Annotated in this window: 20 protein-coding genes; 5 read left to right on the forward strand and 15 right to left on the reverse strand. The window is 55.8% G+C overall.

The window, feature by feature from the left end; all coding sequences use genetic code 11:
• Positions 1–258 precede the first annotated feature (258 nt).
• The 3 genes from ACT4MF_RS12760 to ACT4MF_RS12770 are packed head-to-tail and all read left to right on the forward strand — an operon-like array spanning position 259 to position 2,896.
• Positions 259–1,290 (forward strand): hypothetical protein, encoded by a 1,032-nt coding sequence (locus ACT4MF_RS12760; protein WP_444682886.1) that lies wholly within the window; start codon positions 259–261, stop codon positions 1,288–1,290.
• A complete protein-coding gene (locus tag ACT4MF_RS12765) occupies positions 1,290–2,363 on the forward strand; it encodes a DHH family phosphoesterase (protein ID WP_444682887.1) in 1,074 nt (357 codons plus the stop codon). Before ACT4MF_RS12760 ends, ACT4MF_RS12765 begins: the two co-directional genes overlap by 1 nt.
• A complete protein-coding gene (locus ACT4MF_RS12770; RefSeq protein ID WP_444682888.1) occupies positions 2,360–2,896 on the forward strand; it encodes an Lrp/AsnC family transcriptional regulator in 537 nt (178 codons plus the stop codon). Before ACT4MF_RS12765 ends, ACT4MF_RS12770 begins: the two co-directional genes overlap by 4 nt.
• A gap of 390 nt (positions 2,897–3,286) precedes the next feature.
• Here ACT4MF_RS12770 and ACT4MF_RS12775 read toward each other — a convergent pair whose 3' ends face one another.
• From ACT4MF_RS12775 to kdpF, 7 genes are all read right to left on the reverse strand, one after another.
• Positions 3,287–3,646: a hypothetical protein gene (locus ACT4MF_RS12775; RefSeq protein WP_444682889.1), complete on the reverse strand. Its 360-nt coding sequence runs from the start codon at positions 3,644–3,646 to the stop codon at positions 3,287–3,289.
• 602 nt (positions 3,647–4,248) lie between these two features.
• On the reverse strand, positions 4,249–4,407 hold the full coding sequence (locus tag ACT4MF_RS12780; RefSeq protein ID WP_444682890.1) for a DUF7556 family protein: 159 nt from the start codon (positions 4,405–4,407) through the stop codon (positions 4,249–4,251).
• A gap of 114 nt (positions 4,408–4,521) precedes the next feature.
• Positions 4,522–5,340 (reverse strand): universal stress protein, encoded by an 819-nt coding sequence (locus ACT4MF_RS12785; RefSeq protein ID WP_444682891.1) that lies wholly within the window; start codon positions 5,338–5,340, stop codon positions 4,522–4,524.
• Positions 5,340–5,990 (reverse strand): potassium-transporting ATPase subunit KdpC, encoded by a 651-nt coding sequence (gene kdpC, locus ACT4MF_RS12790; protein WP_444682892.1) that lies wholly within the window; start codon positions 5,988–5,990, stop codon positions 5,340–5,342. The genes ACT4MF_RS12785 and kdpC overlap by 1 nt, the downstream gene beginning before the upstream one ends.
• Positions 5,990–8,146 (reverse strand): potassium-transporting ATPase subunit KdpB, encoded by a 2,157-nt coding sequence (kdpB, locus tag ACT4MF_RS12795; protein ID WP_444682893.1) that lies wholly within the window; start codon positions 8,144–8,146, stop codon positions 5,990–5,992. Before kdpB ends, kdpC begins: the two co-directional genes overlap by 1 nt.
• A gap of 1 nt (position 8,147) precedes the next feature.
• On the reverse strand, positions 8,148–9,896 hold the full coding sequence (kdpA, locus tag ACT4MF_RS12800; protein ID WP_444682894.1) for a potassium-transporting ATPase subunit KdpA: 1,749 nt from the start codon (positions 9,894–9,896) through the stop codon (positions 8,148–8,150).
• 2 nt (positions 9,897–9,898) lie between these two features.
• Entirely contained in the window at positions 9,899–9,988 is a 90-nt protein-coding gene (kdpF, locus tag ACT4MF_RS12805; protein ID WP_444682895.1) for a potassium-transporting ATPase subunit KdpF, read from the reverse strand.
• Between the two features lie 217 nt (positions 9,989–10,205).
• Between kdpF and ACT4MF_RS12810 the strand changes: the two genes are divergently transcribed.
• On the forward strand, positions 10,206–10,907 hold the full coding sequence (locus ACT4MF_RS12810) for a potassium channel family protein (RefSeq protein ID WP_444682896.1): 702 nt from the start codon (positions 10,206–10,208) through the stop codon (positions 10,905–10,907).
• A 50-nt stretch (positions 10,908–10,957) separates the two neighbouring features.
• Here the strand turns inward: ACT4MF_RS12810 and ACT4MF_RS12815 are convergent, their stop codons facing one another.
• From ACT4MF_RS12815 to ACT4MF_RS12850, 8 genes are all read right to left on the reverse strand, one after another.
• Positions 10,958–12,904 carry an archaea-specific SMC-related protein gene (locus ACT4MF_RS12815; RefSeq protein WP_444682897.1) on the reverse strand — a complete coding sequence of 649 codons (1,947 nt, stop codon included), beginning with the start codon at positions 12,902–12,904 and terminating at the stop codon, positions 10,958–10,960.
• Between the two features lie 57 nt (positions 12,905–12,961).
• Positions 12,962–13,555 (reverse strand): rod-determining factor RdfA, encoded by a 594-nt coding sequence (gene rdfA, locus ACT4MF_RS12820; protein ID WP_444682898.1) that lies wholly within the window; start codon positions 13,553–13,555, stop codon positions 12,962–12,964.
• A 76-nt stretch (positions 13,556–13,631) separates the two neighbouring features.
• Entirely contained in the window at positions 13,632–15,188 is a 1,557-nt protein-coding gene (locus ACT4MF_RS12825; protein WP_444682899.1) for a TrkH family potassium uptake protein, read from the reverse strand.
• Between the two features lie 33 nt (positions 15,189–15,221).
• Positions 15,222–16,154: a universal stress protein gene (locus ACT4MF_RS12830; protein ID WP_444682900.1), complete on the reverse strand. Its 933-nt coding sequence runs from the start codon at positions 16,152–16,154 to the stop codon at positions 15,222–15,224.
• Positions 16,155–16,354: 200 nt separating this feature from the next.
• Positions 16,355–17,020: a potassium channel family protein gene (locus ACT4MF_RS12835; RefSeq protein ID WP_444682901.1), complete on the reverse strand. Its 666-nt coding sequence runs from the start codon at positions 17,018–17,020 to the stop codon at positions 16,355–16,357.
• A gap of 115 nt (positions 17,021–17,135) precedes the next feature.
• Complete coding sequence (locus ACT4MF_RS12840; RefSeq protein WP_444682977.1) at positions 17,136–18,665, reverse strand: TrkH family potassium uptake protein; 1,530 nt, start codon at positions 18,663–18,665, stop codon at positions 17,136–17,138.
• Positions 18,666–18,791: 126 nt separating this feature from the next.
• Positions 18,792–19,478 (reverse strand): potassium channel family protein, encoded by a 687-nt coding sequence (locus tag ACT4MF_RS12845; protein WP_444682902.1) that lies wholly within the window; start codon positions 19,476–19,478, stop codon positions 18,792–18,794.
• A gap of 198 nt (positions 19,479–19,676) precedes the next feature.
• Positions 19,677–20,036: a hypothetical protein gene (locus ACT4MF_RS12850; RefSeq protein WP_444682903.1), complete on the reverse strand. Its 360-nt coding sequence runs from the start codon at positions 20,034–20,036 to the stop codon at positions 19,677–19,679.
• Positions 20,037–20,415: 379 nt separating this feature from the next.
• Here ACT4MF_RS12850 and ACT4MF_RS12855 point away from each other — a divergent pair, with 379 nt between their 5' ends.
• Positions 20,416–21,156 (forward strand): Lrp/AsnC family transcriptional regulator, encoded by a 741-nt coding sequence (locus ACT4MF_RS12855; protein WP_444682904.1) that lies wholly within the window; start codon positions 20,416–20,418, stop codon positions 21,154–21,156.
• The last annotated feature ends 23 nt before the right edge of the window (positions 21,157–21,179 follow it).

Below are 21,179 nucleotides of genomic sequence, written 5' to 3' on the forward strand. Positions count from 1 at the left end.
AACACGCCCAACTATGACGCTTATACCCAGCTTTGGGTCAGCTCTAGTCGACAGTATTTCGACTGGCGCGCCACCAGTACGACGCGGGTTGTCCAGTAGCTGGTACTCCCCAACTGATTGGGTATTTCGAAATATTCAGACACCGGCTTTGGTCGGGAGAGATAAGATATGATTGACCCTGCCTCAGTTCCGGTTACCGTCTGTGGAGAGCAAAGCGGTGAGAATACGTCGACGGTCGAGCGGGCTCAGCATTCTCCCGTGGCAAACGCATCGTACAAGATCCTCGTTCCAATCCCCGAGGAAACTGCTGCGAAGCATGGAGATATCAACGTCAGCAGATTGTTACGAACACCGTGTTCGATCGCCGCTGACCGGGACGGTTCAGTAACTATTACAATGGTTCTGAACGCGCCCAGTGATCTCCCACTTACGGGTGTAAGGGCAGGTGACGAGGAGCTAGCCCCGATAGAGAACCTCATCAGTACGGGCCAAGCACAGATTGCGTCAATTGTGGATGATGTTTCGAACAGTTATCCATCTGTTTCGGTACATGGCACTGTCGTGGTGGGCCATCTGTCTGAGAACGTGATGGAACATCTCACCGCAGACGATCAGTACGATGGGCTATACATTCCGCGGAGTGAGGATACTGAAACCACACTCTGGGATCGCTCCGTTATCGAGGAGATGGTCGATGCCACCTCATGTGCTATTTACGTGGAGAATATAGGCACAGAGCTTGAGTTCCAGCGACCGGAGGATGATGAAACAACAGATCTCGGAAAGAACGGCAGCTCATCTCAAAGCGTCGCCACGATTTTGCTCGCCGTTGGAACGGGAGCTCATTCGGTCCTTGGCGCTGAAGCTGCCCGAGCGTTGGCGCGAGAATGTGATGCGAAAGTGAACGCGCTTCATTTGTATTCTACCGCTACCGACCAAGATGTCAAAGCAAGTGGGGAAGATGCATTATCGGTCTGTGAATACGTCCTTTCAGACATCCCCAACGTGACGTGCACCTCACGAGAGGTCGATCATGTTGTTGATGACCTACTGAGAGAGATTGAACAGCACGATGTAGCTGTCATGGGGGCCCCGACTAAGCAGCCTCTCGTTGAACGCGTGTTTAAGACGGGTGAAAGAGAAAAGGACACCATGGACTCATCGGTGTCCGTCGTTATGGCCCGCCAACCAAGCGATGCGATGAATACCGTATACTATAGGTGGAAACGCGCTATCGAGCGTACAGTCGATGAGGAGTCATCGGGTTCACCGACTGGGGGAGTAAATTGATGTCAGATAACATGCAGACAGGGCGAGCGGCACAGGCGACTCCGTTAGCCGACCTCATTGATGACCAAACGGTCGACTATCAGCGATTACAGCACTTACTCGAGGAAAGTGAGTCGATCGTAGTAGTGTGTCACGACAATCCGGATCCGGACAGCCTATCAAGCGCGTTAGCGTTCTCAACTATCGCTGAACAGTCGGGTGTGGCGTCGGCGACGATCTCCTATGGTGGAACGATCTCTCACCAACAGAACCGGGCGATGGTCAACGCGTTGGACATCCAGATGACGCCGATGGAATCGTGTGCGTTAGCAGACTTCGACCTTGTTGCGTTCGTTGATCATAGCGTCTCCGGAAGGAACAATTCCGTTTCAGAGGACCTGGTCCCGGATATCGTGATTGATCACCACCCTTCAGAGGAAGTTAACGGCCAATACGTGGACCACCGGCCCAACGTCGGCGCGACGGCGACAATCTTGACGCGGTATCTACAAGCGTACGAGCTGGAGCTTGATGAGCGGCTAGCAACCGCACTTCTGTTCGGGATACATCGAGAGACGTTGAGTTTCACACGGGAAACCACGGCCGCAGAGCACGCGGCCGCGAGCTATCTTCATTCGCTTGCGGACCATTCGCTCATTGAGTCACTCTCGAACTCGGTGTTTACGAGTGAAACACTCAATGGAATCGGAGACGCAATTGCAAACCGGGAGGTTCGAGGCTCTTGTCTGGTGTCTTCTCTGGGCCGGATTCACGAACGGGATGTCCTCCCGCAGGCAGCGGACTATTTACTTAAGCTGGAGGGTGTGAGCACGACCGTGGTATTCGGTATCGTTGACGACAATATCCACCTTAGTGCGCGGACCAACAATTCGCAGGTCCATATCGGACAACTCCTCAAAGGCGCATTTGACGAAGACGGGAGCGCCGGCGGCCATCACGATATGGCCGGTGGACAGCTCCCGCTCGGTCTGCTCGGACCGGTCGATGAAGACGATGAGGTGGCAACTGACCTCCTCAACCAGTCGGTTCAAAAACGACTATTCACCGCGTTGGACAGCTGGGCAGAGCCATGACGCAACCACCGCCGTCCGATAGCGCCCAGAGCGGACCACAAATCCTCGAATCAGGAGCGGAACTCGATAGCGTAGACAGACAGATCCTCTGTGATCTGTTCATTGATGCCCGAAACATGTCAAGTCGGGATATCTCCGACAAGGTCGATGTGACCCCAGCGACGATCCGAAACAGGATCGATAGGTTAGAGCAGAGCGGGGTGATCAGAGAGTATCGACCCGTCATCAACTACCAGGTGCTGGGGCGGTTCAGGGTCTTGTTTATCTGTACGACCGGTTCGACGTCCAGTAAGCTGGTAGCTGAGCACGTCGATGGGGTTCCAAATGTTGTCCAAACACGCGTACTGCTAAGTGGGAAAGGGGATCTTCACGTGGTTGGCACAGTAACGGGAACGGATACGATCTCTCGGTTGGAGAATAAGCTCTCCGAGTTCGATCTCGACGTCGAAGATATCTCGCTGATCGCAGGCGATGAGGCGAGCCTCGACACCGAGATTGCCTCCAGCGAGGGCACAGATGGCGATGGCGAATAGCATAGGATTCGGTCCGTACATCTGAGCCAACAGATAATGTCTCTCACGAATAAAGTGTAGAGAGATAATACGTTTTCGGGACGATATCCAAATATCTCCAGTATCAGAACGCATTATCCCGGAGTTGCGAGTGCCCTCACTCACTCTTCCGAGCGTAGAATACCTGTGTTCGGAAGGGGGGTTACCGAGGTTCGGACTGCCGGTCAGTCAATTTTCAGCAAGCTGCTTCAACAAGCCCAACTTAGAGGGATGTCAGTGAACTGTCCACCGTGATGGGACAGCGGCGAGGATACGAACCGTAATGAACGCATCTGTCCGGCCACCCGCTTTATTTGATGAACTATCGACGGTTTGGGTGGAGTTACACCCTCCCCGTTTGGCGACTGGAAGTCAGAGAGTTCTTTCCCCAGCCAAGAACTGTTCACGCTCGATTACCAGGTAAATCCCGACACAGAGCAACAGAAGAGCGATAAAGATCGCCGGAGGCTGCTGCAAAAAACTCCCGGCGATGCCGATGACTGCGAGTGCGAGGGCACTTTTCCACGCCCACGACCGGGTCCTCCAAAGGCCGACACCGACCACGAGGTAGGCGACCGAGAGTCCGCCGATAAGACCGAGTAAAACCAAGACTTCGGATGATACTGGTCCGGCAATCACAACTTGAACGATCTGTACCCCGTTCAACAGAGCTATCAGCAACCAAATGACAGAGACAACGCTGATCCCGAGGGGGAAATGCGAGCGATCCATGATTAGCCGTTGGAAGGATCCGTCATAAGGATTGGCGTGCGTAGCTGTCGTCTATGGCAGAGAAGCCGATACAAATTCGACTGCCTGAGGGAAGATGATTCGGAGAGCTCCTCTGTTACACCCTAAGGCAACGTAACAAAGAATCACGACAACTCGGTCACGGTCTGTGTCGAACCCGGTTAGAGACTCGTGGATGAGGAGGGAGCCCGTGGAGAGCAGCACCAACAAAGAAACCGAGTCAGTGAGAGATAGAGTACCGGAGCGTTCTCCAGAGACAGGAACGCCAACGAATAGGGGTACCTGTTGACGATGATGGGGATGCCGCCGGTAAGTGGATATCCGAGGAGAAGGATGACCAAGCTCGCTGCTACACCGACGGAAACGAATCGTCGAAGCCCTCGGTTGAGGATGCCGGCCGCTCGTGCTCGTCGAGAGCGTTCGAATTCAGAGCGGCTGTCATCGTTCGGTTATTTTCTTGTTTCAAATCGAAATGCCTACTGCGGGCCGCACGGCAGCGAGACCAGTCTTCGTGCGGGAGAACGTCCGTCTTGAGGCACAAACGGGCCTCGAAAACACTCGAGAGATCGTGCGCTCAGCAGTTATCACCGAGTGTCCTCTAGGTCAGCAGCGACCGCCCGTGAAACGGACAGCCATCGATCGTCACGTTCCAGGTCTGCGATCACGAACCGGTCACCATCGAAGGCTCCCATGACTGATGGGGCAATATCCGCATCGTGATCGCTGCCGTTGGTAATATACATGGGTTTGAACTGTTAGTTGTTCGCCGTCCGTCTCTCCGGCCGAATCTGATCGATAGAGACCAGCACACGAGTCGTCAAGGCCGACCGCATCACGTGAGCCGGTCACGACGTGTCTCAGGCGTCTGGCGGAACCTCCCCCTGCCACTTGTGCATCAGGAGCGAGCATTGGGCTTCCCTGGCGATTTTGTCGGTCTTGCGACCGAACAGTGTCTTCCGAAGCCACCACCCGCGTGAGGTCCCGATCACCATGATGTCGTGATCAGCAGACAGCTCACCGAGTTTCTGAACAGGATTGGTGGCTCCCGTGAGTTCGGTCTGCGCCTGAACGCCGTATTCGGCGAGCCGGTCGACGGACTGATCCAGCAGTTCGCGTCCGTCTTCTTTGGACCCCTCGGACCCGGCGACGTATCCGAACGTCACCGTCGCGTCGGTCCGCTGGCTCATGATGGCGATCATCTGAAGCCGGTTCTCGTCGGGGGGGACGACGGCCGGAACGAGTATCGACTCCGCATCGATGGGGTCGTCGTCAGCACTGAAGACGATCACGTCGCAGTTCGCCTTCCGAAGCAATTTATCGACGAGACTGGAGACGGAATCCTTGTCGGTCCATCCGATGAGGATGGCGTCGGCGTCGTACTCCTCGGCCTCTTCGAGGATCCCTTCCAGCGCAGATGAGGCGGTTCGGATGGTTCCGTCGCTTTCAACCCCCTCCTCGCGAAGCGTGTGCTGACTCTCGGCAACGCTGTCGGAGCCGGTGCGCCAAGCCTCTTGTGACCCGACGAAGCTTCGATCAGTGGTCACGTGGGTGAACCGAACGGCCCCCTGTCGCGGATCGACGAGGGTGCTCGACAGCTGGGTTAGCATGTTCGGGTCCGACTTGTCACCGACCGGGACCAGTACCCGTTCGTATCCGATCTCGTTGTTTGCTACCATCAGCGGTCACCCTCGATTGTCGAGGTTCCACCGATATTGTTGTTCTGGTCGGTTCCGTTCTGCTGTTGGAGCTCCTCGTTGATCATGATGTTGAGCTCGAGCACGTTCACGCGCTCGTGACCCCAGATACCGAGCCACGGCCCGCTCGTCGCGTCCTCGATCATTCCTTGGAGCCGCTCTTCGGAGATCCCGGTCTGATTGGCGACGCGCGGCACCTGATACTGCGCGGCCGCCGGCGAGATGTGCGCGTCGTAGGAAGACCCCGACTCAGAGACGAGGTTCACCGGGACGGAGTCATCCGGCGTTTCGTACTCCGAGATGTTCTGGAGGTCGCCACGGACGCGTTCCGTCAGCAACGGATTCGTCGGGCCCCAGTTCGTACTCGCCGAGGTCATCGCGTTGTAATCGTTCGCCGAGGGACGCGACCAGAAGTACTGGGCGTCCTCGGCCTGACCGGGCCGGAACTGTTGCCCGATCATCTGCGATCCGACCGGTTCCTCCTGCCCATCAACGTAGATGGGACTGCCTGCCGAATTGTTCGGAAACGCTACATCACCGATGGCCATCAGCGACCCCTGGTAGAGCAGCCCGAAGACGAGCAAACTCACACCGAGGAGCCGCAGCGGCACTGTGAGATCTTGACGGTTCATTATTGGAACACCCCGAGGGCGACGAACAGCATGTCGATCGCCTTAATGAAGATGAACGGCGCGATGAGGCCACCGCCACCGTAGACGACCAAGTTCTTCCGGAGCAGTTGCGCTCCGCTCTGTGCCTCGTAGTCAACGCCGCGTAGTGCGAGCGGAATGAGCAGCGGGATGATGAACGCGTTGTACACCAGCGTCGCTGTCACCGCACTCGCGGGCGTGGACAGGTTCAGAATGTCCATCGCCGCCAGTCCGGGGATCGCGGCCGCGAGGATCGCCGGAAGCAGCACGAAGTACTTGGCAACGTCGTTCGCGACCGAGAACGTCGTCAGCGACCCGCGGGTCATCAGCAGCTGCTTCCCGATACCGACGACCTCGATGATCTTCGAGGGGTTCGAGTCGAGGTCGACCATGTTGCCGGCCTCCTTCGCGGCGTTCGTCCCCGCGTTCATCGCGAGGCCGACGTCGGCTTTCGCCAGCGCCGGGGCGTCGTTCGTCCCGTCACCGGTCATCCCGACGAGCTTCCCGTCGTCCTGGATGTCTTCGACGAGCTCGATCTTCTCTTCCGGATCGAACTCCGCGTGGAACTCGTCGATACCGACCTGCTCCGCGACCCAGCGAGCGGTCCGCTGATTGTCACCGGTCGCCATGATGGTTTCCACGCCCATCTTCTGAATCTCCGCAATTCGGCTGGCGATGGCGGGTTTCAGCTCGTCCTGTAGTTCGATGATGCCGACGACCTGCTTGTCGACGGCAAGTGCGAGCGGCGTTCCGCCGTTCTCGCTGATCTCGTTCGACCGCTGCCGGAGCTTCCCCGGAACGCTGGTCGCGTACTCTTCGACTGCGTCGACTGCACCCTTTCTGATCTCCGTTCCGTCGGAGAGATCGATTCCACTCATCCGGGTCTCGGCGGAGAACGGGACGAAATTGCTCTCCGAGAGTCCCTCGGCATCGAGGGAGACAGACACCGTCCGGGGCGCGTCGACGGAATCACCCGGTTCGTCGAGCTCCTCGGAGTCAGACTGTCCGTCGGCGGCCTGTTCCCCGTTCATCTTCTCGGCGAGTTTGACGATCGAACGACCCTCGGTCGTCTCGTCGTACAGCGACGACTGGTAGCTCGCGCGGACGACGTCCGCGTCGTCCGCATCGCCGAGCGGATGGAAGTCCTGCGCGACGCGCTCACCGGTCGTAATCGTCCCCGTCTTGTCGAGGATCAACGCGTCGAGGTCACCCGCTGCCTCGACTGCTCGGCCGGACTTCGCAATGACGTTACGCCGAGTGACGCGGGTCATCCCGGCAACGCGGATGGCGGCCAGCAGCGCACCGATAGTCGTCGGCATCAGCGCAACGAGCAGCGCGACGAGTTCGGCGATGTCCAGTCCGGCGAAGTTCGGCGCGAACGTCGAGAGGTACTCCCCGAAGAAGAACATCGTCGCGACGGCGACGACGAACACCAGCGTCAGGCCACTCAACAGGATCGTCATCGCGATCTCGTTGGGTGTCTTCTGGCGCTGTGCGTTCTCGACGAGACCGATCATCTCGTCGAGGAACGACTCGCCCTCCTCGGAGGTGACCTCGACCTTGATCTTGTCGGAGAGCACTTCGGTCCCACCGACCACGGACGTCCGGTCACCACCGGACTGGCGGATGACCGGCTCGGATTCGCCGGTGATCGCGGACTCGTCGACCGAGGCGCTCCCCTCGACGACGGTCCCGTCGCGCGGGATGACGTCGCCTTCGTCGACGAAGACGACGTCACCCTGCTCGATCTCGTCGCTCGCGACGGCCTCGTAGTCGTCTTCGCCGACGTCTTCGAGGTCGACGTCTTCGTTTCGGAGCCGTTTGCCCTCCGTTTCCGTCTGCAACGCACGCAGGCTGTCTGCCTGCGCTTCACCCTCCAGTTCCGCGTACGCCTCCGCGTAGTTCGCGAAGATCACGGTGAAGCCGAGCAGCACCGTGATGACTGCGTAGTACACGCGCGAGTCGGTCGCGCCGAACAGTCCCGGAGCGATCGTCATCGCCAAGCCGATTATCGTTCCGAGTTCGACGACGAACAGCACCGGGTTCTTGACCAGGTACCGCGGGTCGAGCTTGGCGAACGAATCGCTAACCGCCTGCTTCTGTTGTTCCGTGTCTATCGTGAGTGTTATCTCTGCCATGTCAGATACCTCCGCTCAGCAGTTCACCGATCGGGCCGAACACCAGCGCCGGCAGGAACACCAGCGCGCTGACGATGATGATGACACCGATCAGGAGGCCGACGAACGCCGGCGTATCCGTGTCGAGCGAGCCCTTAGATTCGGGGCTCAGTTTCTTGTTCGCGAGGTACCCCGCGATCGCGAGCTGTGCCGTGATCGGGACGTACCGGGCCAGGAGCACCTGGAACCCGTCGACGATGTTGAAGTACATCGTGCCGTCGCCGAGCCCCTCGAATCCACTCCCGTTGTTCGCGGACGCCGAGAAGAACTCGTAGAGTATCTCGGAGAACCCGCGGAATCCGGGGTTGTTCATCGAGTCGATCGCCCCCTGATACACGACCGCGTGTGCCTGCGGTATCAGGACCAGTAGCGGGAGAACGAGAATGACGACGAAGACGTACCGCATCTCCTGCCATTCCAATTTCTTCCCGAGGTACTGCGGGCGACGGCCGATCATCAGCGCGCCGATGAAGGCGGTGAGGATGACGAACATCAGGATGTTCAACAGCCCGGTTCCGACCCCGTTACTGACGTTATTGGTGGCGAACGCGAACAGCAAGGAGAACGCCCCGAGAGCAGTCCAGCTGTTGTGCATGCTGTTGACACCCCCATTCGTTGTCGAGGTGGTCGTCAGCCCCCAGATGGCGCTGGCGGTCGGCCCGAAGCGCGTCTCCTTACTCTCCATGTTCCCGACCGACTGATCGACGGTCAGGCCGCTCTCGGTGACCTGCATCCCGGCGTTCGCGCCGGTCTCACCGACGACCGCGACACCAGTGAGAGCCATGTAGATGACGAAGAACGCGACCACGATTGCGACCCCGTGGCTCCGATTGCCGACCCACGCGCCCCACGCGTAGATCGCGCTGAACGTGCCGATCGGCATCGCCAGCGTCAGGACGAGGTTACTCAGGGGAGTGGGGTTCTCGAACGCCGTCGCCGCGTTCGCCGCGTTGATCCCCCCACCGTTGGTCCCGAACATCTTGATCGCCTCGATCCCCGCATGGGGGCCGATCCGGATGTTCTGGACGCCCATCGTGAACGTCTCGGCGGTGAGTTTCCCACTGAGGATCGTCTGGACCGACCCCTCAGCCATCAGGATGACCGCGATAATGAACGAGATCGGGAGTAGGAAGCGAACGAGCCCCCGTACCACGTTCTCGTAGAAGTTCCCGAGACGCGGGTCCTCCGAGTTGGTGAACGCACGTGCGAACGCGGGCATGAGCCCCAGCCCGGTCGCGGGCGTCAGGAACATCGCGATCCCGATCCCGAACGTGTGAGCGAACACGGAGAGGTTCTCACCGCTGTAGTGTTGCTGGTTCGTGTTCGAGGTGAACGAGCTCGCGGTGTGGAACGCGAGGTCAAGGCTTTCACCGCCGACCCCGACGTAGTTCATCGGGAGAACGTTCTGGAACACCAGGACGCCGAACAACAGCACCCAGATGAACGCGTTGAACACGAGTACGGCTTTGAGGTATCCCTTCCAGGTCATCTCCCGTCTGGGATTGATCCCGGCAAGTCGATAGAACCCGTTTTCAACGGGTGTGAAAACCCTGTCAAGCCGGTTAAACCAGCTCAAGAAACTGGGTGGTCTGTGGTCGCTGTTCGCTTGGTCGCGGTAGACCCACGCGAGGTACTCACCGAGGGCGAATATCAGTATCGCCGCGAGGACGAAGAACACCGTGTACTCGACGACCGGTGGTGGACTCGTCATTGTTAGAACCTCGTTGGATCTATCATGACGTACGCTAGGTACGCCATGACCGCTACTGTCGTAACTGCCAGTACCGCTTCGCCGATTAGCATGTGCAGTCGCCTTCGAGGCATGACCCATATATATCGGTTGCGCTTTGATCGGAAAATTTTACAACCAATTGTTTGTAAATCGATTCGAGCGAGATTCGATAAGGCGAAGTTCACCATATAAATGGAGTACGGAGAGTCCACATCTGCAGCCCGATATTTTTCGTGCGCGCGCCACCGACCCGAGAGGTTATTATCATGGGTAGTATAAGAGCTGGTAATGTCTATCGTTATCGTCGGAGCAGGTCGGATCGGGTCAAGTGTGCTCGAGATGGCTACTGATGTGGACATCGAGATCAGAGTTGTCGAGCAGGATCCCAGTCGGGTCGATGAGCTCGAATCGGCTGAAAACTGTGAGGTTATAAGCGGTGACGCGACCGACAGAGAGACCCTCCTTCGCGCTCGGGTCAACGATGCTGATGCCGTGATAACGACTACTGAAGAGGACGCAACGAATCTGATGGTGTTGATGGTCGCCCGTGAGATGGGCTGTGATACGCTGGTTAGTGTGGTTCATCAGGAAGCGAATCTACCACTGTTCAGTCAGTTCGGTGCGACCGTCATCGAGAACCCGCAGCGACTGATCGCGGAGTACCTCTTTCGGGGCGTTTGGAATCCGACGATTCAGGATTTCATGCACGTCGGAGACCCAAAAAGTGAGGCCGAAGTATTCGAGCTGGCAGTTAACGAGTCGGCACCAATTGTCGCCAAGACACTAGAGCAGGCTGATGTCGAGGGGCTGCTTCCCTCGAGCATGATTGTCGTGGCCGTGGAACGGGACGGGGAGATCATCATCCCCCGCGGCCACACGACTGTCGAAGCAGGAGACCTTGTGACTGTGTTTTCGAAAGAGGGAGTAACCGACGAGGTAACAGAACCGTTCGACTCAGGAACGGACGGCCTGACAGACATCCTAGACTAAGATTTGTTTACAATAGATCTACTGTAAATCAGGGGAGAGAACGCACTCTGTCACGAAGTGAGCGCGTCGGCGGTCACGTACGAGTACGCATCGTCTATTGTGGCCGCGTCCTCCGGCAATAATGCGATGAGGAGGTACGGAACGAAATCTGAAAAGTAGTCCACGAGCGCAGCGATCCGTTGGGAATCGATGGCCTCGAGCGAGTCCAGTAGCATCAGCGGAACGACTTCATAGACGTCGTGAACGAGATACCCAGCTAAGCCGACAATCAGTCCGATCACCTCTCTCTCGCTTTCGCTCAGATTAGCCACCGTATCTTCGTATCCACTCCCGTCGTCGGTTTCACGCACGATATGTAAATCAAAGCGCGTCGCTGAACCGCCGCGGTACCCACCGTGACTCGATTCGAATTTTGTCCCTTCCTTCCGCTGTATCCACACACGAGCAATATTCTTGTATTCGAGGATGTCGAGAATTTCCGTCATGTGCTCGTTGAACGCCTCAATAGCGGATTCTTCGAGCTCGCGGATTTGTGTCCGCTGGCTCTTAAGTTCCTCTCGGATTTCCTGTTGTTGTGATTCGATCTGATCACGTTCTTCCTCAAGGCGGTCCAGTTCAGCGATTTCTGACCGAACCGATGAGAGCTCCTCTTCGAGCTGTCCCCGATCGTATTCGAGTTCACTCAGTTGCTGATACTGGCTAACCAGTTCGCTTTCCTTGAAACTGTCATTCTCCTCGATATACGATTCGAGCTCAGAAAGCTGCTCACGAAGGCCGTCCCGTTGCTCTTTCAATGACTCGAGAGTCCCCTTTCTGCGCTGTATTTCCGCAGAAACTTCTTCTAAACGACGATTGACCTCCTCTTGACGATCAATCTCTTGTTGAAGATTCTGTTGTCGTGACCGGAGTTCCTTGATTCGAGACTGGACATCAGCACGCTCCTGTCGTTTTTCATCGACGACGTCGCGAAGTTCGTCCAACCGTTCAGAGATGTCGTTTCGTTGAACTTCGCTCCCACAGGTCCAGCACCGCACTGATTGAGACATCGGATCCAATTGGGAGAGAGGCGACTGAGATTCTTTCTCAGCTGTAACCGCATCGAGGTCGCCCCCGGAAATCAGATCGTCATTAAAATCAACAATTGCGGAGAGGTCATTGATCGTCGTCGCAAGTGAACGTTCCCGCGTCGTAAGTTCTGACAGTTCAGTGTCTATCTGTGTAAGTTCGTTTTCAGATGTTTCGAGAGCGTCAGCCTCTTTTTGGAGGTCCTTTCTTTCATCTCGCAGTGATTCTATGGTCTCCTGTTGAGTCTGGATTCGATTTTGAACCGACGTGATCTCTTGTTTTCGTTCCTCAAGAGACTCCAACGCCTCTTCCACAGCCTCGGCTTCCTCGGGATTCGTATCGAACTCCTCAAGCTGCTCTCGTAGCTCCGTTATCTCTTGATCGAGATCCTCGAGATCACCCTGTAGCTCAACCCGACGTGATTCGAGTGCCGGCTGTTTTTCTAGCTGCCGTTCGATCTCTCTGATGCGCTGACCGAGCTGATTTCGTTCAGACTCGAGCTCTTCGATTCGTCGCTGGATTGCGTCCGTATCGACCGGGCGCATGATTATATCCCGGAGATCGCCGTCTTGGATGATCGCGCGCCGGGCAGGGTTGTCTTCGGTTAATCGAACGAACAAATCGATGAGATCGTCCCGTGTTGAAAACGACTCACCGGACGTTTCGATTCCATTCTGTGTCCGCGTATAATCCTGATTGAAACTCTGCCCGTCAACGGACAATTCAATACGGCCGTGTTCTGCATCACTCCGGAGTGATGGAGGAGAGCCACCGAGTGCCCCAGCTAAGGCGTTTAACAGTGATGTCCGTCCGGTGGCGTTTCGCCCTTCAAGAACGGTCACACCTGGGGTAAACGTAATATCGCAGCTGTCTATGCCGCCGATGTTCTCCGCCCGAATCGTAATTTCGTCGGCTGTGTTGGATTGGCTCATAGATTTAGTGTAACTGAGATCGGTTAATGTACCGTGTATTAGGGATCGTTGTATATGTTATTGTTGGCAGTCACAGCCACGGTTTTCTAAGAACTCCTCTATGGGATACGTCTGACCGCAGGCACGGCATCCCACTCGTACTGATTGGGTTACTTCCGTCGGCACATCAGTAATTTCCTCAGCAGAGCGGAGTCGTTCAAGTGTTTGTTCGATAACTCCTTCCGAGCGCGCTTGTGCCCACTCAATCGTCTTCCGTCCCCCGTCTATATCTACGTGAGACTGCCTCCCAGTGTCTATTTCTAAGCAGTCGTGTAGATGATTTCGAACGGTTTGATGCGAGATGAAGTGAGACTCAACAGCCTGAATATCCACACCATTACGATCGAGCTTCGAACGAAGTTCTACTTTCTTACTGCGAGTCGATGATTCCCCCGTCAACGCGTTGTATATTTGGTCTGCATCGCCGACAATCTCCTGTGTGGCAGAATCGAGGGCCTGAGAGAGCACCTGCTTGTTGAAGTACGCCGCGATCTCGCGAAGGCTTTCCCCACGGTCGCGTCGCCTAAGCAGCCGCTCGTCGATGTCTGGAATATGGTACTCGGCAGCCACCCTGGTGACCTTACAACACGGTTCGGAACTCTGCGTCCCCATTGTCACACAGTAGCGTCCCCACCAATAGGAGTGTATCGGTTCGGAAAACTGTTGAAAGGAAATCCGCTGTCGGTCGTTAGCGGTAGAGGTTCAGCCGCTGTAGTATCGCTCCGAGTAGCACTGCTACTGGGATGATCTCAAGCCGGCCGACCCACATATTGATTATCAACATCGCTTTCGCGCTGTCAGGCATCGTCGGGCCAGTAATACCCGAATCCAGCCCGACGTTACTCTGAGCGCTCATCACGTCGAATATCACGTACTCAAGCGGATACCCCGATGGGAGCACGCGGAGTAGTACAGCAACGCCGATCATCAGGAACACAATCCAGAGCATAAACACCACCGTCGCTTCCGTGTACTCGCGTTCCGCCTGCTGTTCGTCGAGTTTGCGGTCCCCAATCCTGAGGTATCGAATCGCGCTCGACGGCTGGAAAACGTTGCGGATCTGCCACGCTGTCCCTCTGACTAGCGTGACCATTCGGATGATTTTGAGCCCACTGGTCGTCGACCCAGCCGCACCGCCGGTGAGCATTCCGAGACACGTGACCAGCGTCGCACCGGGACTCCAGACTTGTTCCGTCCCGCTACCGATCGACTCGGTTCCGAAGCCAGTGTTCGAGACCGCGGAGACGAACTGGAACAGACTCGCACGGAACGTATGCTCAAGCGTGTCGTACTGTCCGTTCGCCCACAGAATCGCTGTTAACACGAGCGACCCTGCCGTGAACCAGATGAACACCCACCGTGTCTGTAAGTCAGCATAGAGATTCCGAATTTCGCCTTTGTAGATTAGATAATGGATCGGGAATGCAATACTCCCCGCGACCATCACCGGCACAACCGCATACTCAATGAGCGGGCTACCGTAATGGCCGATCGACGAGCCATGGACAGAGAATCCCCCGGTAGCAATGCCAGTCATGGCATGGTTGATCGCGTCCCATGGGGGCATTCCGACGATGAGAAACAGCACGATAGATCCGACCGTGAGTCCCACAAAGATCTTCCAAATTTCTCGAACCGTCGTTACGATGCTCGGGTGAATCTTCTCCGACCGAGCTTCACTCTCGTAGAGCGTATACGAGCCGCTGCTTCCGCCGCCCCGGCTGAGGATCGCAACGGTCAACACGATCACACCGACGCCACCGACCCACTCGATGAACGACCGCCACCAGTGGATCGACCGCGGGAGTTTGTCTTCAACGGCGGCCATGGTCAGTCCGGTTCCGGTGAAGCCGCTCATACTCTCGAAGATTCCGTCTAACGGGTTGAGAAAGATGACAGTCGTATCATCCATCGGTGGAGTATTCATCCAGACCGGGAACGGGTCGATCTGGATGGTCCACGCAATGAGTAGAAACGGGAGTCCACCGAGGATACCGATGAGAGCCCACGCGGTGGCCGCAGTAACCATCGCGTCACGTTTCTCCGGCGGATCAGCGCCTTGGTATCTTCGGACCAGTCCAGTTCCGATAGCGCCCATAATCACCGCCGTGACGGCGAAAGCGGGTACCGCGAAGAATTCGGCGTTGACGGCTGCCACGAGGATGGAACCCGCAGACATCAGCGATATCGCCTGTACGATCCGACCAACGTCGTGTCCGACGGCGCGTCTGTTTACTGTCAACATGACTCTTCAGTCAGCGGCTCGCCTGCCCACGTTTTATTCAGACGTCTCATTATCGTCTGTCGATTCAATACCCTGCTTCCATCGGTAATAAAGCGATCGCATCGTCGCGTCAGCATCGCGTGCCATCAAGATCGTCGCCTCAATCTGTTCCGAGAGCGTCTCTTCTAGAGACCCAAAGACGAATTGCTCTACTTGCGATTTCTGGTCCGGTGCTCCGATCGATACGAAGTCGTGTTCCGTTGCTTCGTTCGCAATCGCTTCGACTGCCGTGTCGGCCGTTTGGATCTTTGTCGTTGTTTCGACATTAGGGCCGAGGACGTAGTCTGCGAATTTCAGGATATCTTCTCCATCAGCTCTTGCTTCATCGGACGAGATGACGTGGAGTATGGTGACCGGCGCATCGTCGGCACGTGCCACCGCCCGTGCTGCTTCCGCGGCAAGAGCAGCGTGTGGGCCCGCACTGACAGGAAGCAGTATCGAGTCGACGGGTCTCGCTTCGGAGTCAACCAACGGAGTGACCGCATGGTCCTCGGTGTTTAGAACATACAGTGGGAATTCGCCACCCTCCGTGCTCGTGTTTTCAACGAAGACGTCACACTGGGCGTTGGCGAGTACCGCATCGACGGTGGATCTATTAAGCAGCTGGTCTCCCCCCAGACCAACACCGCGCAAAAGTAGGACTGTGGTCTCACCGTCTCGGTCCGCGACTGCCAGAATACCGCTGGTGACATCTCTCACAACCTGGAGAGAGGCTGTGATTGGCGGAGCCGGAGCAAGTTCTTGCGCTACATCGATCATTTCCGCTAGCTGGGTGCGCCGTTTTTCAACGGCATCGATCGTGTCCGGACGGTCAGTGTCGTCCGATTGCCCGGTCTGTATGTGCTCGCGAACGGTTTCGAGTGTCGTGTCACTTGACACCGACTCGAAACCGAGGAGAAGCACTCGGCCATCGTTATCTGCTGCCATCGCAACGGCCGTCTGTAAAAATCGTCGGATATTGACTCCCGTATACGAGTCGAGAAGCGTCTCGGTAATCGGGACAACAACGAGATAATCTGGAGTCCGTATGACTGGACCGCTCCGTAAATTCGAATCTTCAGCCGACTCGGATGGTTCAGGTTGAACAGAAACGCGAACCGACGAGCCCTCAGGGTCGTTTGACATCGTTATGAAGCTGTGAATATCTCGGTGACACGGCTTGTTGCTCCATTGCCACAGAAGATTGTTACCTCGTCACCTGCCTGGATTTCAGTTTCCCCCTGTGGAATTATCAGTTCGCTATCACGAACGATAGCTACGATGATTGTTTCTTCGGGGAGTAGATCGTTCTTGTCTGCATCGATCAGACTGAGCCCATCGATCGGGGCACCCATATCGACGGTTGCCTCGAAGATTTCCGCGTCGCCAGCGATCGGCATAAACTCCTCTATTGCAGGGTGTTGGACAGCACGGTAGAGATATTCGCCGTTCAGCTGGTGGGGGCTTTCAACAATATTTACGCCAAGATCTTCGAAGAGATCCTTGTGTTCGGGGTCGTTGATTGAGCTCACCAGCGTCTCGACCCCGTACTGTTTGCCGAACATGGTGACCATGAGATTCACAGAATCGATTGGAGTCGTTGAAATAAGCGCATCTGCCTCTTCGACCCCAGCTTCAAGCAGGATATCTTTCGATGCGGCATCAGCGTTGATGACCAGACAGTCATAGGATGCGCTCACCTCCTCCGCCAGCTCTGCGTCGCGTTCGATAACGACCACGTCGTGGTCGTCCTGAGTCGCAAGGTCGATGACGATACGTCCGGTGCGGCCTGCGCCGACGACGATTATGTACATTTGTGGTGGTTTGCTGATAGTTTCTAAGCGATACGGTTAGAGAGAGTTACACCCGAAGGTGGACCGGGAACATCAATAATGCTGTTCCTGAAATGTACTTGGAAAAGCATGCGAGTTACCTCCGGAAGAGACTGCTAATCAGGACGAGCACGGGAATGATCTCAAGTCGCCCCATCCACATCTGGATGATAAATAAGATCTCAGCGATGACTGGCATACCCGGGCCAGTAATCCCCGAAGACAGGCCTACGGTTCCCTGTGCGGTTGCGACCTCGAAGATCGCGTCGGCCAACGTGAAATCAGACGGGAGGACCGCCAATAGCACAAACAGAGATATGATCAGCACGATGAGGTACGTTGCCGCCATCGTACCCGCGGCGCGGATTTCATCGTTGGCCTCATCGGTTTTGAACCGTTGCCGCCCAATTCGGAGATCATCAACGGCGTGTTCGGAGAGGAACACACGAGAGATCTCCCAGATGATACCGCGGAGGATGATATACGCGCGGAGAATTTTGATCCCTCCGACTGTCGCGCCGGCAGATCCCCCGATCAACATCGCTCCGAAGACGATGAACATCACTGCGCCGTTGTTCCAGTCGCCGATAGCAGACGTCTGCCATCCGGTGGTCGTCTGTGCACTGATGAACTGGAAGAGCCCCTCGCGGAACGCCTGGCTCGTCGCCACTCGCCCGACGTACCCCACAGGATCGCCGTTATACGGGACCCCGACCCACCGGGCGAGAAACGCCGTTAAACCGATCACGCCAACGAGGAACAGCGCGAACATGACCCTGACCTGCGGATCGCGCGCAAACTCTCGGAGGTCACGTTCGGAGACCGCCGCGTAGTACACCGGGATCGAAATCGCGCCTGTGATCATCGCGGGGATGTGGACGAGGTCCATCGCGTAGGAGTTGTACCCCGCGATAGAGTTGTCTAGCGTGCTGAATCCACCGGTCGACTGGCCAGTCATTGCGTGGTTGATCGCGTCGAAGATCGTCTGTTCGATTCCGTATCCGGGGAGAACCAGAAAGGTTGCTACTGCGAGGTAGGCTGCTACGAGAGCAGTAACCCCGAGGTAAATCTTCCAGATCGCACGCGCGGTGCCGGCAATGCTCGGCCGTAGCTTCTCGCTGCGGCCCTCTGATTGATAGAGTGAGACACCAGCAGCCCCGAGCGGCTGTCGCAGTATCGCTAACGAGAGGACAATCATCCCGGCACCACCGATCCACTGTATCTGGGACCGATACCAGAGGAAACCGTGACCGATCGAGGGCTCACGGACGCTCATCGTCAGGCCAGTCGTCGTATAGCCGCTCATACTCTCGAAGAGCGCGTGGATCGGATTTTGGAAGTTGAGCAGACTTGATTGGTAGCTAGCTCCCGCTGGCACGAACGACTCAAGAACTGCCGGCGGCGTGATGTACGCAGCAATGATGAACGGGAGTGCGCCGAATGCTGCCGTAATGAGCCACCCGAGCGCGGCGACAATCATTGCGTGGTAGCGTTTGGGTTCCGGGGCATCCACACATGTCTTGTACGCGATTCCGCCTGCGAGTGCGGTAACGCCACTGCTGATGAGAAACGCCAGCCCACTATACCATTCCTGGTAAACTAACGACACAAGCAGCGGAATCAACATCAGACTGCCGATGAGAACCTGGAGGGCACCGATATCTCTGACAACCGTCTTTGAGGCGGTCAGAAAATCGAGCCGGCCGCTCTGAGAAGGGGACATGTTACCATATCACTAACGGTACGTATTTAATTATACTGCTCGGTCTTCGTAGTGACCGAAAATGTCTGTGAGTTCTGGGTCAGCGCCCGTCGCCGAATATACCGTCAACAGGTCACCGATCTCAATTCGGGTGTTTCCGCGCGGCGTCTGTGGTCTGTCTTCACCCTCACGTTCAATGGCCACGATCAAAGCGTCATCAGGAAGTATCCCCTCTTCACCGGCTTCTGTGAGATTCTTTCCAGCTATCGGCGCCTCTTCAGTGACCGTAATTTCGAAGACTTCCGCATCCTCTCCGATACGCATATAGTCGACAATCGCTGGTCTGGCGACCGCCCGATAGAGGTAGCCAGCGATGAGCTGTTGAGGATTTTCGATTGTATTCACACCAATCTGTCTGAACAGAGTCATATGCTCTGGATTGTGGACGACAGAAGTGATCCCCGGGATTTCCAGCTCTTTTGCGAGCAGACAGATCATGACGTTCGTCGCGTCCTGATCGGTCGTCGAAATGATCGCATCAGCCCGTTCAGCGCCGGCATCCGCCAGAGTTTCCTTCGTTGTCGCATCTGCGTTCAGTACCATACAGTCGTACTCACCCGCGACTGCGTCGGCTTTCTGGGCGTCCTTTTCGATGACCACAATTTCGTTTCCGGCTCGTGTTGCGATGTCGATCAGTGGTGTTCCGATGTCACCGGCACCGACGATGATTATGTACATGTGTGGTATGGGTTAACGATCTGCGGTTTGCTTGTTCGGCTGGGATGCTGCTGTATCGGCTTGCTGCTGGTCTCGGTCGGGAATGACCAGGAATGGCAGGTCACTATTGGTAACCTCGAGATATGGCCCGAGTGCCGTCGCGGTCGATACCGCATCGTCACGGTGTACGACGGGACAACGACTCGTTGGGAAATCGGTTTAGTCATCGCGATCAGTGCTCGGAGTCTCGGTTACTCTTCCAAGGTAATGCCACTTGTATCGACCCTCCCCGTCATCGATTTTAGGCTCCCACTGTACCCTATAGGCAAACGGTCCACGCGCTTCACCTACTTCGGCCGGACGTTCTACAACGACAATCGTGTATGCGTCATACTCCTCAGTCCGAACGATCTCCTCCCCGTGGCGCGCTTCAATAGCCTCCGTCAGGGGAGGATGATCCCTGAGAAGCCGTTGTGCGTGGTTGATGATATCTCTGAGCTGACTGTCATCATATTCCTCAAGCACAGCCGATAGTCCCTCGGGAAGGTCCTCAGGGGAGTCAATATCTGAGTGGGTCATGGTGAATCGGGTGTTACCGTTTTCGGTGCGGTATAGCAGTTTACGGCGTGGCTGCTAACCGGCCCTGCTAGCGGCAACTGATCTGTTGCTAGGCTGTCCGTGTCTCCCTCAATTCACCCTAGAACATAAGTATTGGCATGAAATTTTCTCGCACAGCGAAAGATCGCGCCTATATTTTTGTCCTTGTAACTGTGGCCGGAGGGATTCACCACAGAGAAAAAATAGGAGATTTAGTGTACTCCAAGACATATTTATTTAGTTAAATGATAAATTATCTCACTATTCCTGTCATAGTACGAATCAAAAACACAACAGAATAGCTCTTTCAAAACACAATCCATACAGAATACTTCTTATGTATACTGATACTAGAGCCAATATGTCCCAGCGAATCGATGAAATCGATAAGCGCATCATCTATTATTTAGCATTAGATGCGCGAAATACCGCAACAACGGATATCGCTGAAGAGATGGACGTGACCCCAGCGACAATCCGAAATCGAATCAACCGGCTTGAGGAACAAGACATTTTGCGGGGCTATTTGGCCGATGTCGATTATAAATCAATTGAAGGGTATGTGACGTACCAGTTCATATGTACAGCACCAATTCCAGATCGGTTCCAGCTTGGTCAGTCTGCTCGAGAAGTATCTGGAGTTGTATCGGTACGGGAACTGATGTCTGGTTCTACAAATCTCATTATTACAGTTGTCGGAGACGGTACTGACGAAATCAATAAGATCGCAGGCGAGCTTTCTGACTTGGGACTAAAAATAGAAGACGAGAGTGTTATTGAAGGCGAGTATCATACCCCATATAACCCGTTTGGTCCAGAGAATATCACGAAAGGGCCGTCACTAACGGATTTCATGAGTCTCGCTGGAGGTGCAGAAGTAGTTGAGTTTACCGTATCTGAGGGTGCGCAGATTGCAAATAAAACTATTGAGCAGGCTGTAGAGGAAAACCTGATAGCCGATGAAATGCTCGTCGTTGGTATCGAACGAGATGGAGAGGTTCTCACCCCGAAAGGGAGAACACAGATACAACCAGGAGATATTCTTTCGCTGTTCTCAAAGAGACCACTGGACAAGAGCTCTTTAGATGCCTTTGGAACTTGACATCCTCCCCGCGCTAAAGCGCG

Origin of the sequence: Halorubrum sp. FL23 (genome assembly GCF_052439115.2) — an archaeon.
GTDB lineage: Archaea > Halobacteriota > Halobacteria > Halobacteriales > Haloferacaceae > Halorubrum > Halorubrum persicum.

Bases quoted from the DNA above. Each gene is read 5' to 3' on its own strand.
- ACT4MF_RS12765 (WP_444682887.1), top strand. From the start codon at position 1,290: ATGTCAGATAACATGCAGACAGGGCGAGCGGCACAGGCGACTCCGTTA.
- ACT4MF_RS12770 (WP_444682888.1), top strand. From the start codon at position 2,360: ATGACGCAACCACCGCCGTCCGATAGCGCCCAGAGCGGACCACAAATC.
- ACT4MF_RS12775 (WP_444682889.1), bottom strand. From the start codon at position 3,646: ATGGATCGCTCGCATTTCCCCCTCGGGATCAGCGTTGTCTCTGTCATT.
- ACT4MF_RS12780 (WP_444682890.1), bottom strand. From the start codon at position 4,407: ATGTATATTACCAACGGCAGCGATCACGATGCGGATATTGCCCCATCA.
- ACT4MF_RS12785 (WP_444682891.1), bottom strand. From the start codon at position 5,340: ATGGTAGCAAACAACGAGATCGGATACGAACGGGTACTGGTCCCGGTC.
- kdpC (WP_444682892.1), bottom strand. From the start codon at position 5,990: ATGAACCGTCAAGATCTCACAGTGCCGCTGCGGCTCCTCGGTGTGAGT.
- kdpB (WP_444682893.1), bottom strand. From the start codon at position 8,146: ATGGCAGAGATAACACTCACGATAGACACGGAACAACAGAAGCAGGCG.
- kdpA (WP_444682894.1), bottom strand. From the start codon at position 9,896: ATGACGAGTCCACCACCGGTCGTCGAGTACACGGTGTTCTTCGTCCTC.
- kdpF (WP_444682895.1), bottom strand. From the start codon at position 9,988: ATGCTAATCGGCGAAGCGGTACTGGCAGTTACGACAGTAGCGGTCATG.
- ACT4MF_RS12810 (WP_444682896.1), top strand. From the start codon at position 10,206: ATGTCTATCGTTATCGTCGGAGCAGGTCGGATCGGGTCAAGTGTGCTC.
- ACT4MF_RS12815 (WP_444682897.1), bottom strand. From the start codon at position 12,904: ATGAGCCAATCCAACACAGCCGACGAAATTACGATTCGGGCGGAGAAC.
- rdfA (WP_444682898.1), bottom strand. From the start codon at position 13,555: ATGGGGACGCAGAGTTCCGAACCGTGTTGTAAGGTCACCAGGGTGGCT.
- ACT4MF_RS12825 (WP_444682899.1), bottom strand. From the start codon at position 15,188: ATGTTGACAGTAAACAGACGCGCCGTCGGACACGACGTTGGTCGGATC.
- ACT4MF_RS12830 (WP_444682900.1), bottom strand. From the start codon at position 16,154: ATGGCAGCAGATAACGATGGCCGAGTGCTTCTCCTCGGTTTCGAGTCG.
- ACT4MF_RS12835 (WP_444682901.1), bottom strand. From the start codon at position 17,020: ATGTACATAATCGTCGTCGGCGCAGGCCGCACCGGACGTATCGTCATC.
- ACT4MF_RS12840 (WP_444682977.1), bottom strand. From the start codon at position 18,665: ATGTTGATTCCGCTGCTTGTGTCGTTAGTTTACCAGGAATGGTATAGT.
- ACT4MF_RS12845 (WP_444682902.1), bottom strand. From the start codon at position 19,478: ATGTACATAATCATCGTCGGTGCCGGTGACATCGGAACACCACTGATC.
- ACT4MF_RS12850 (WP_444682903.1), bottom strand. From the start codon at position 20,036: ATGACCCACTCAGATATTGACTCCCCTGAGGACCTTCCCGAGGGACTA.
- ACT4MF_RS12855 (WP_444682904.1), top strand. From the start codon at position 20,416: ATGTCCCAGCGAATCGATGAAATCGATAAGCGCATCATCTATTATTTA.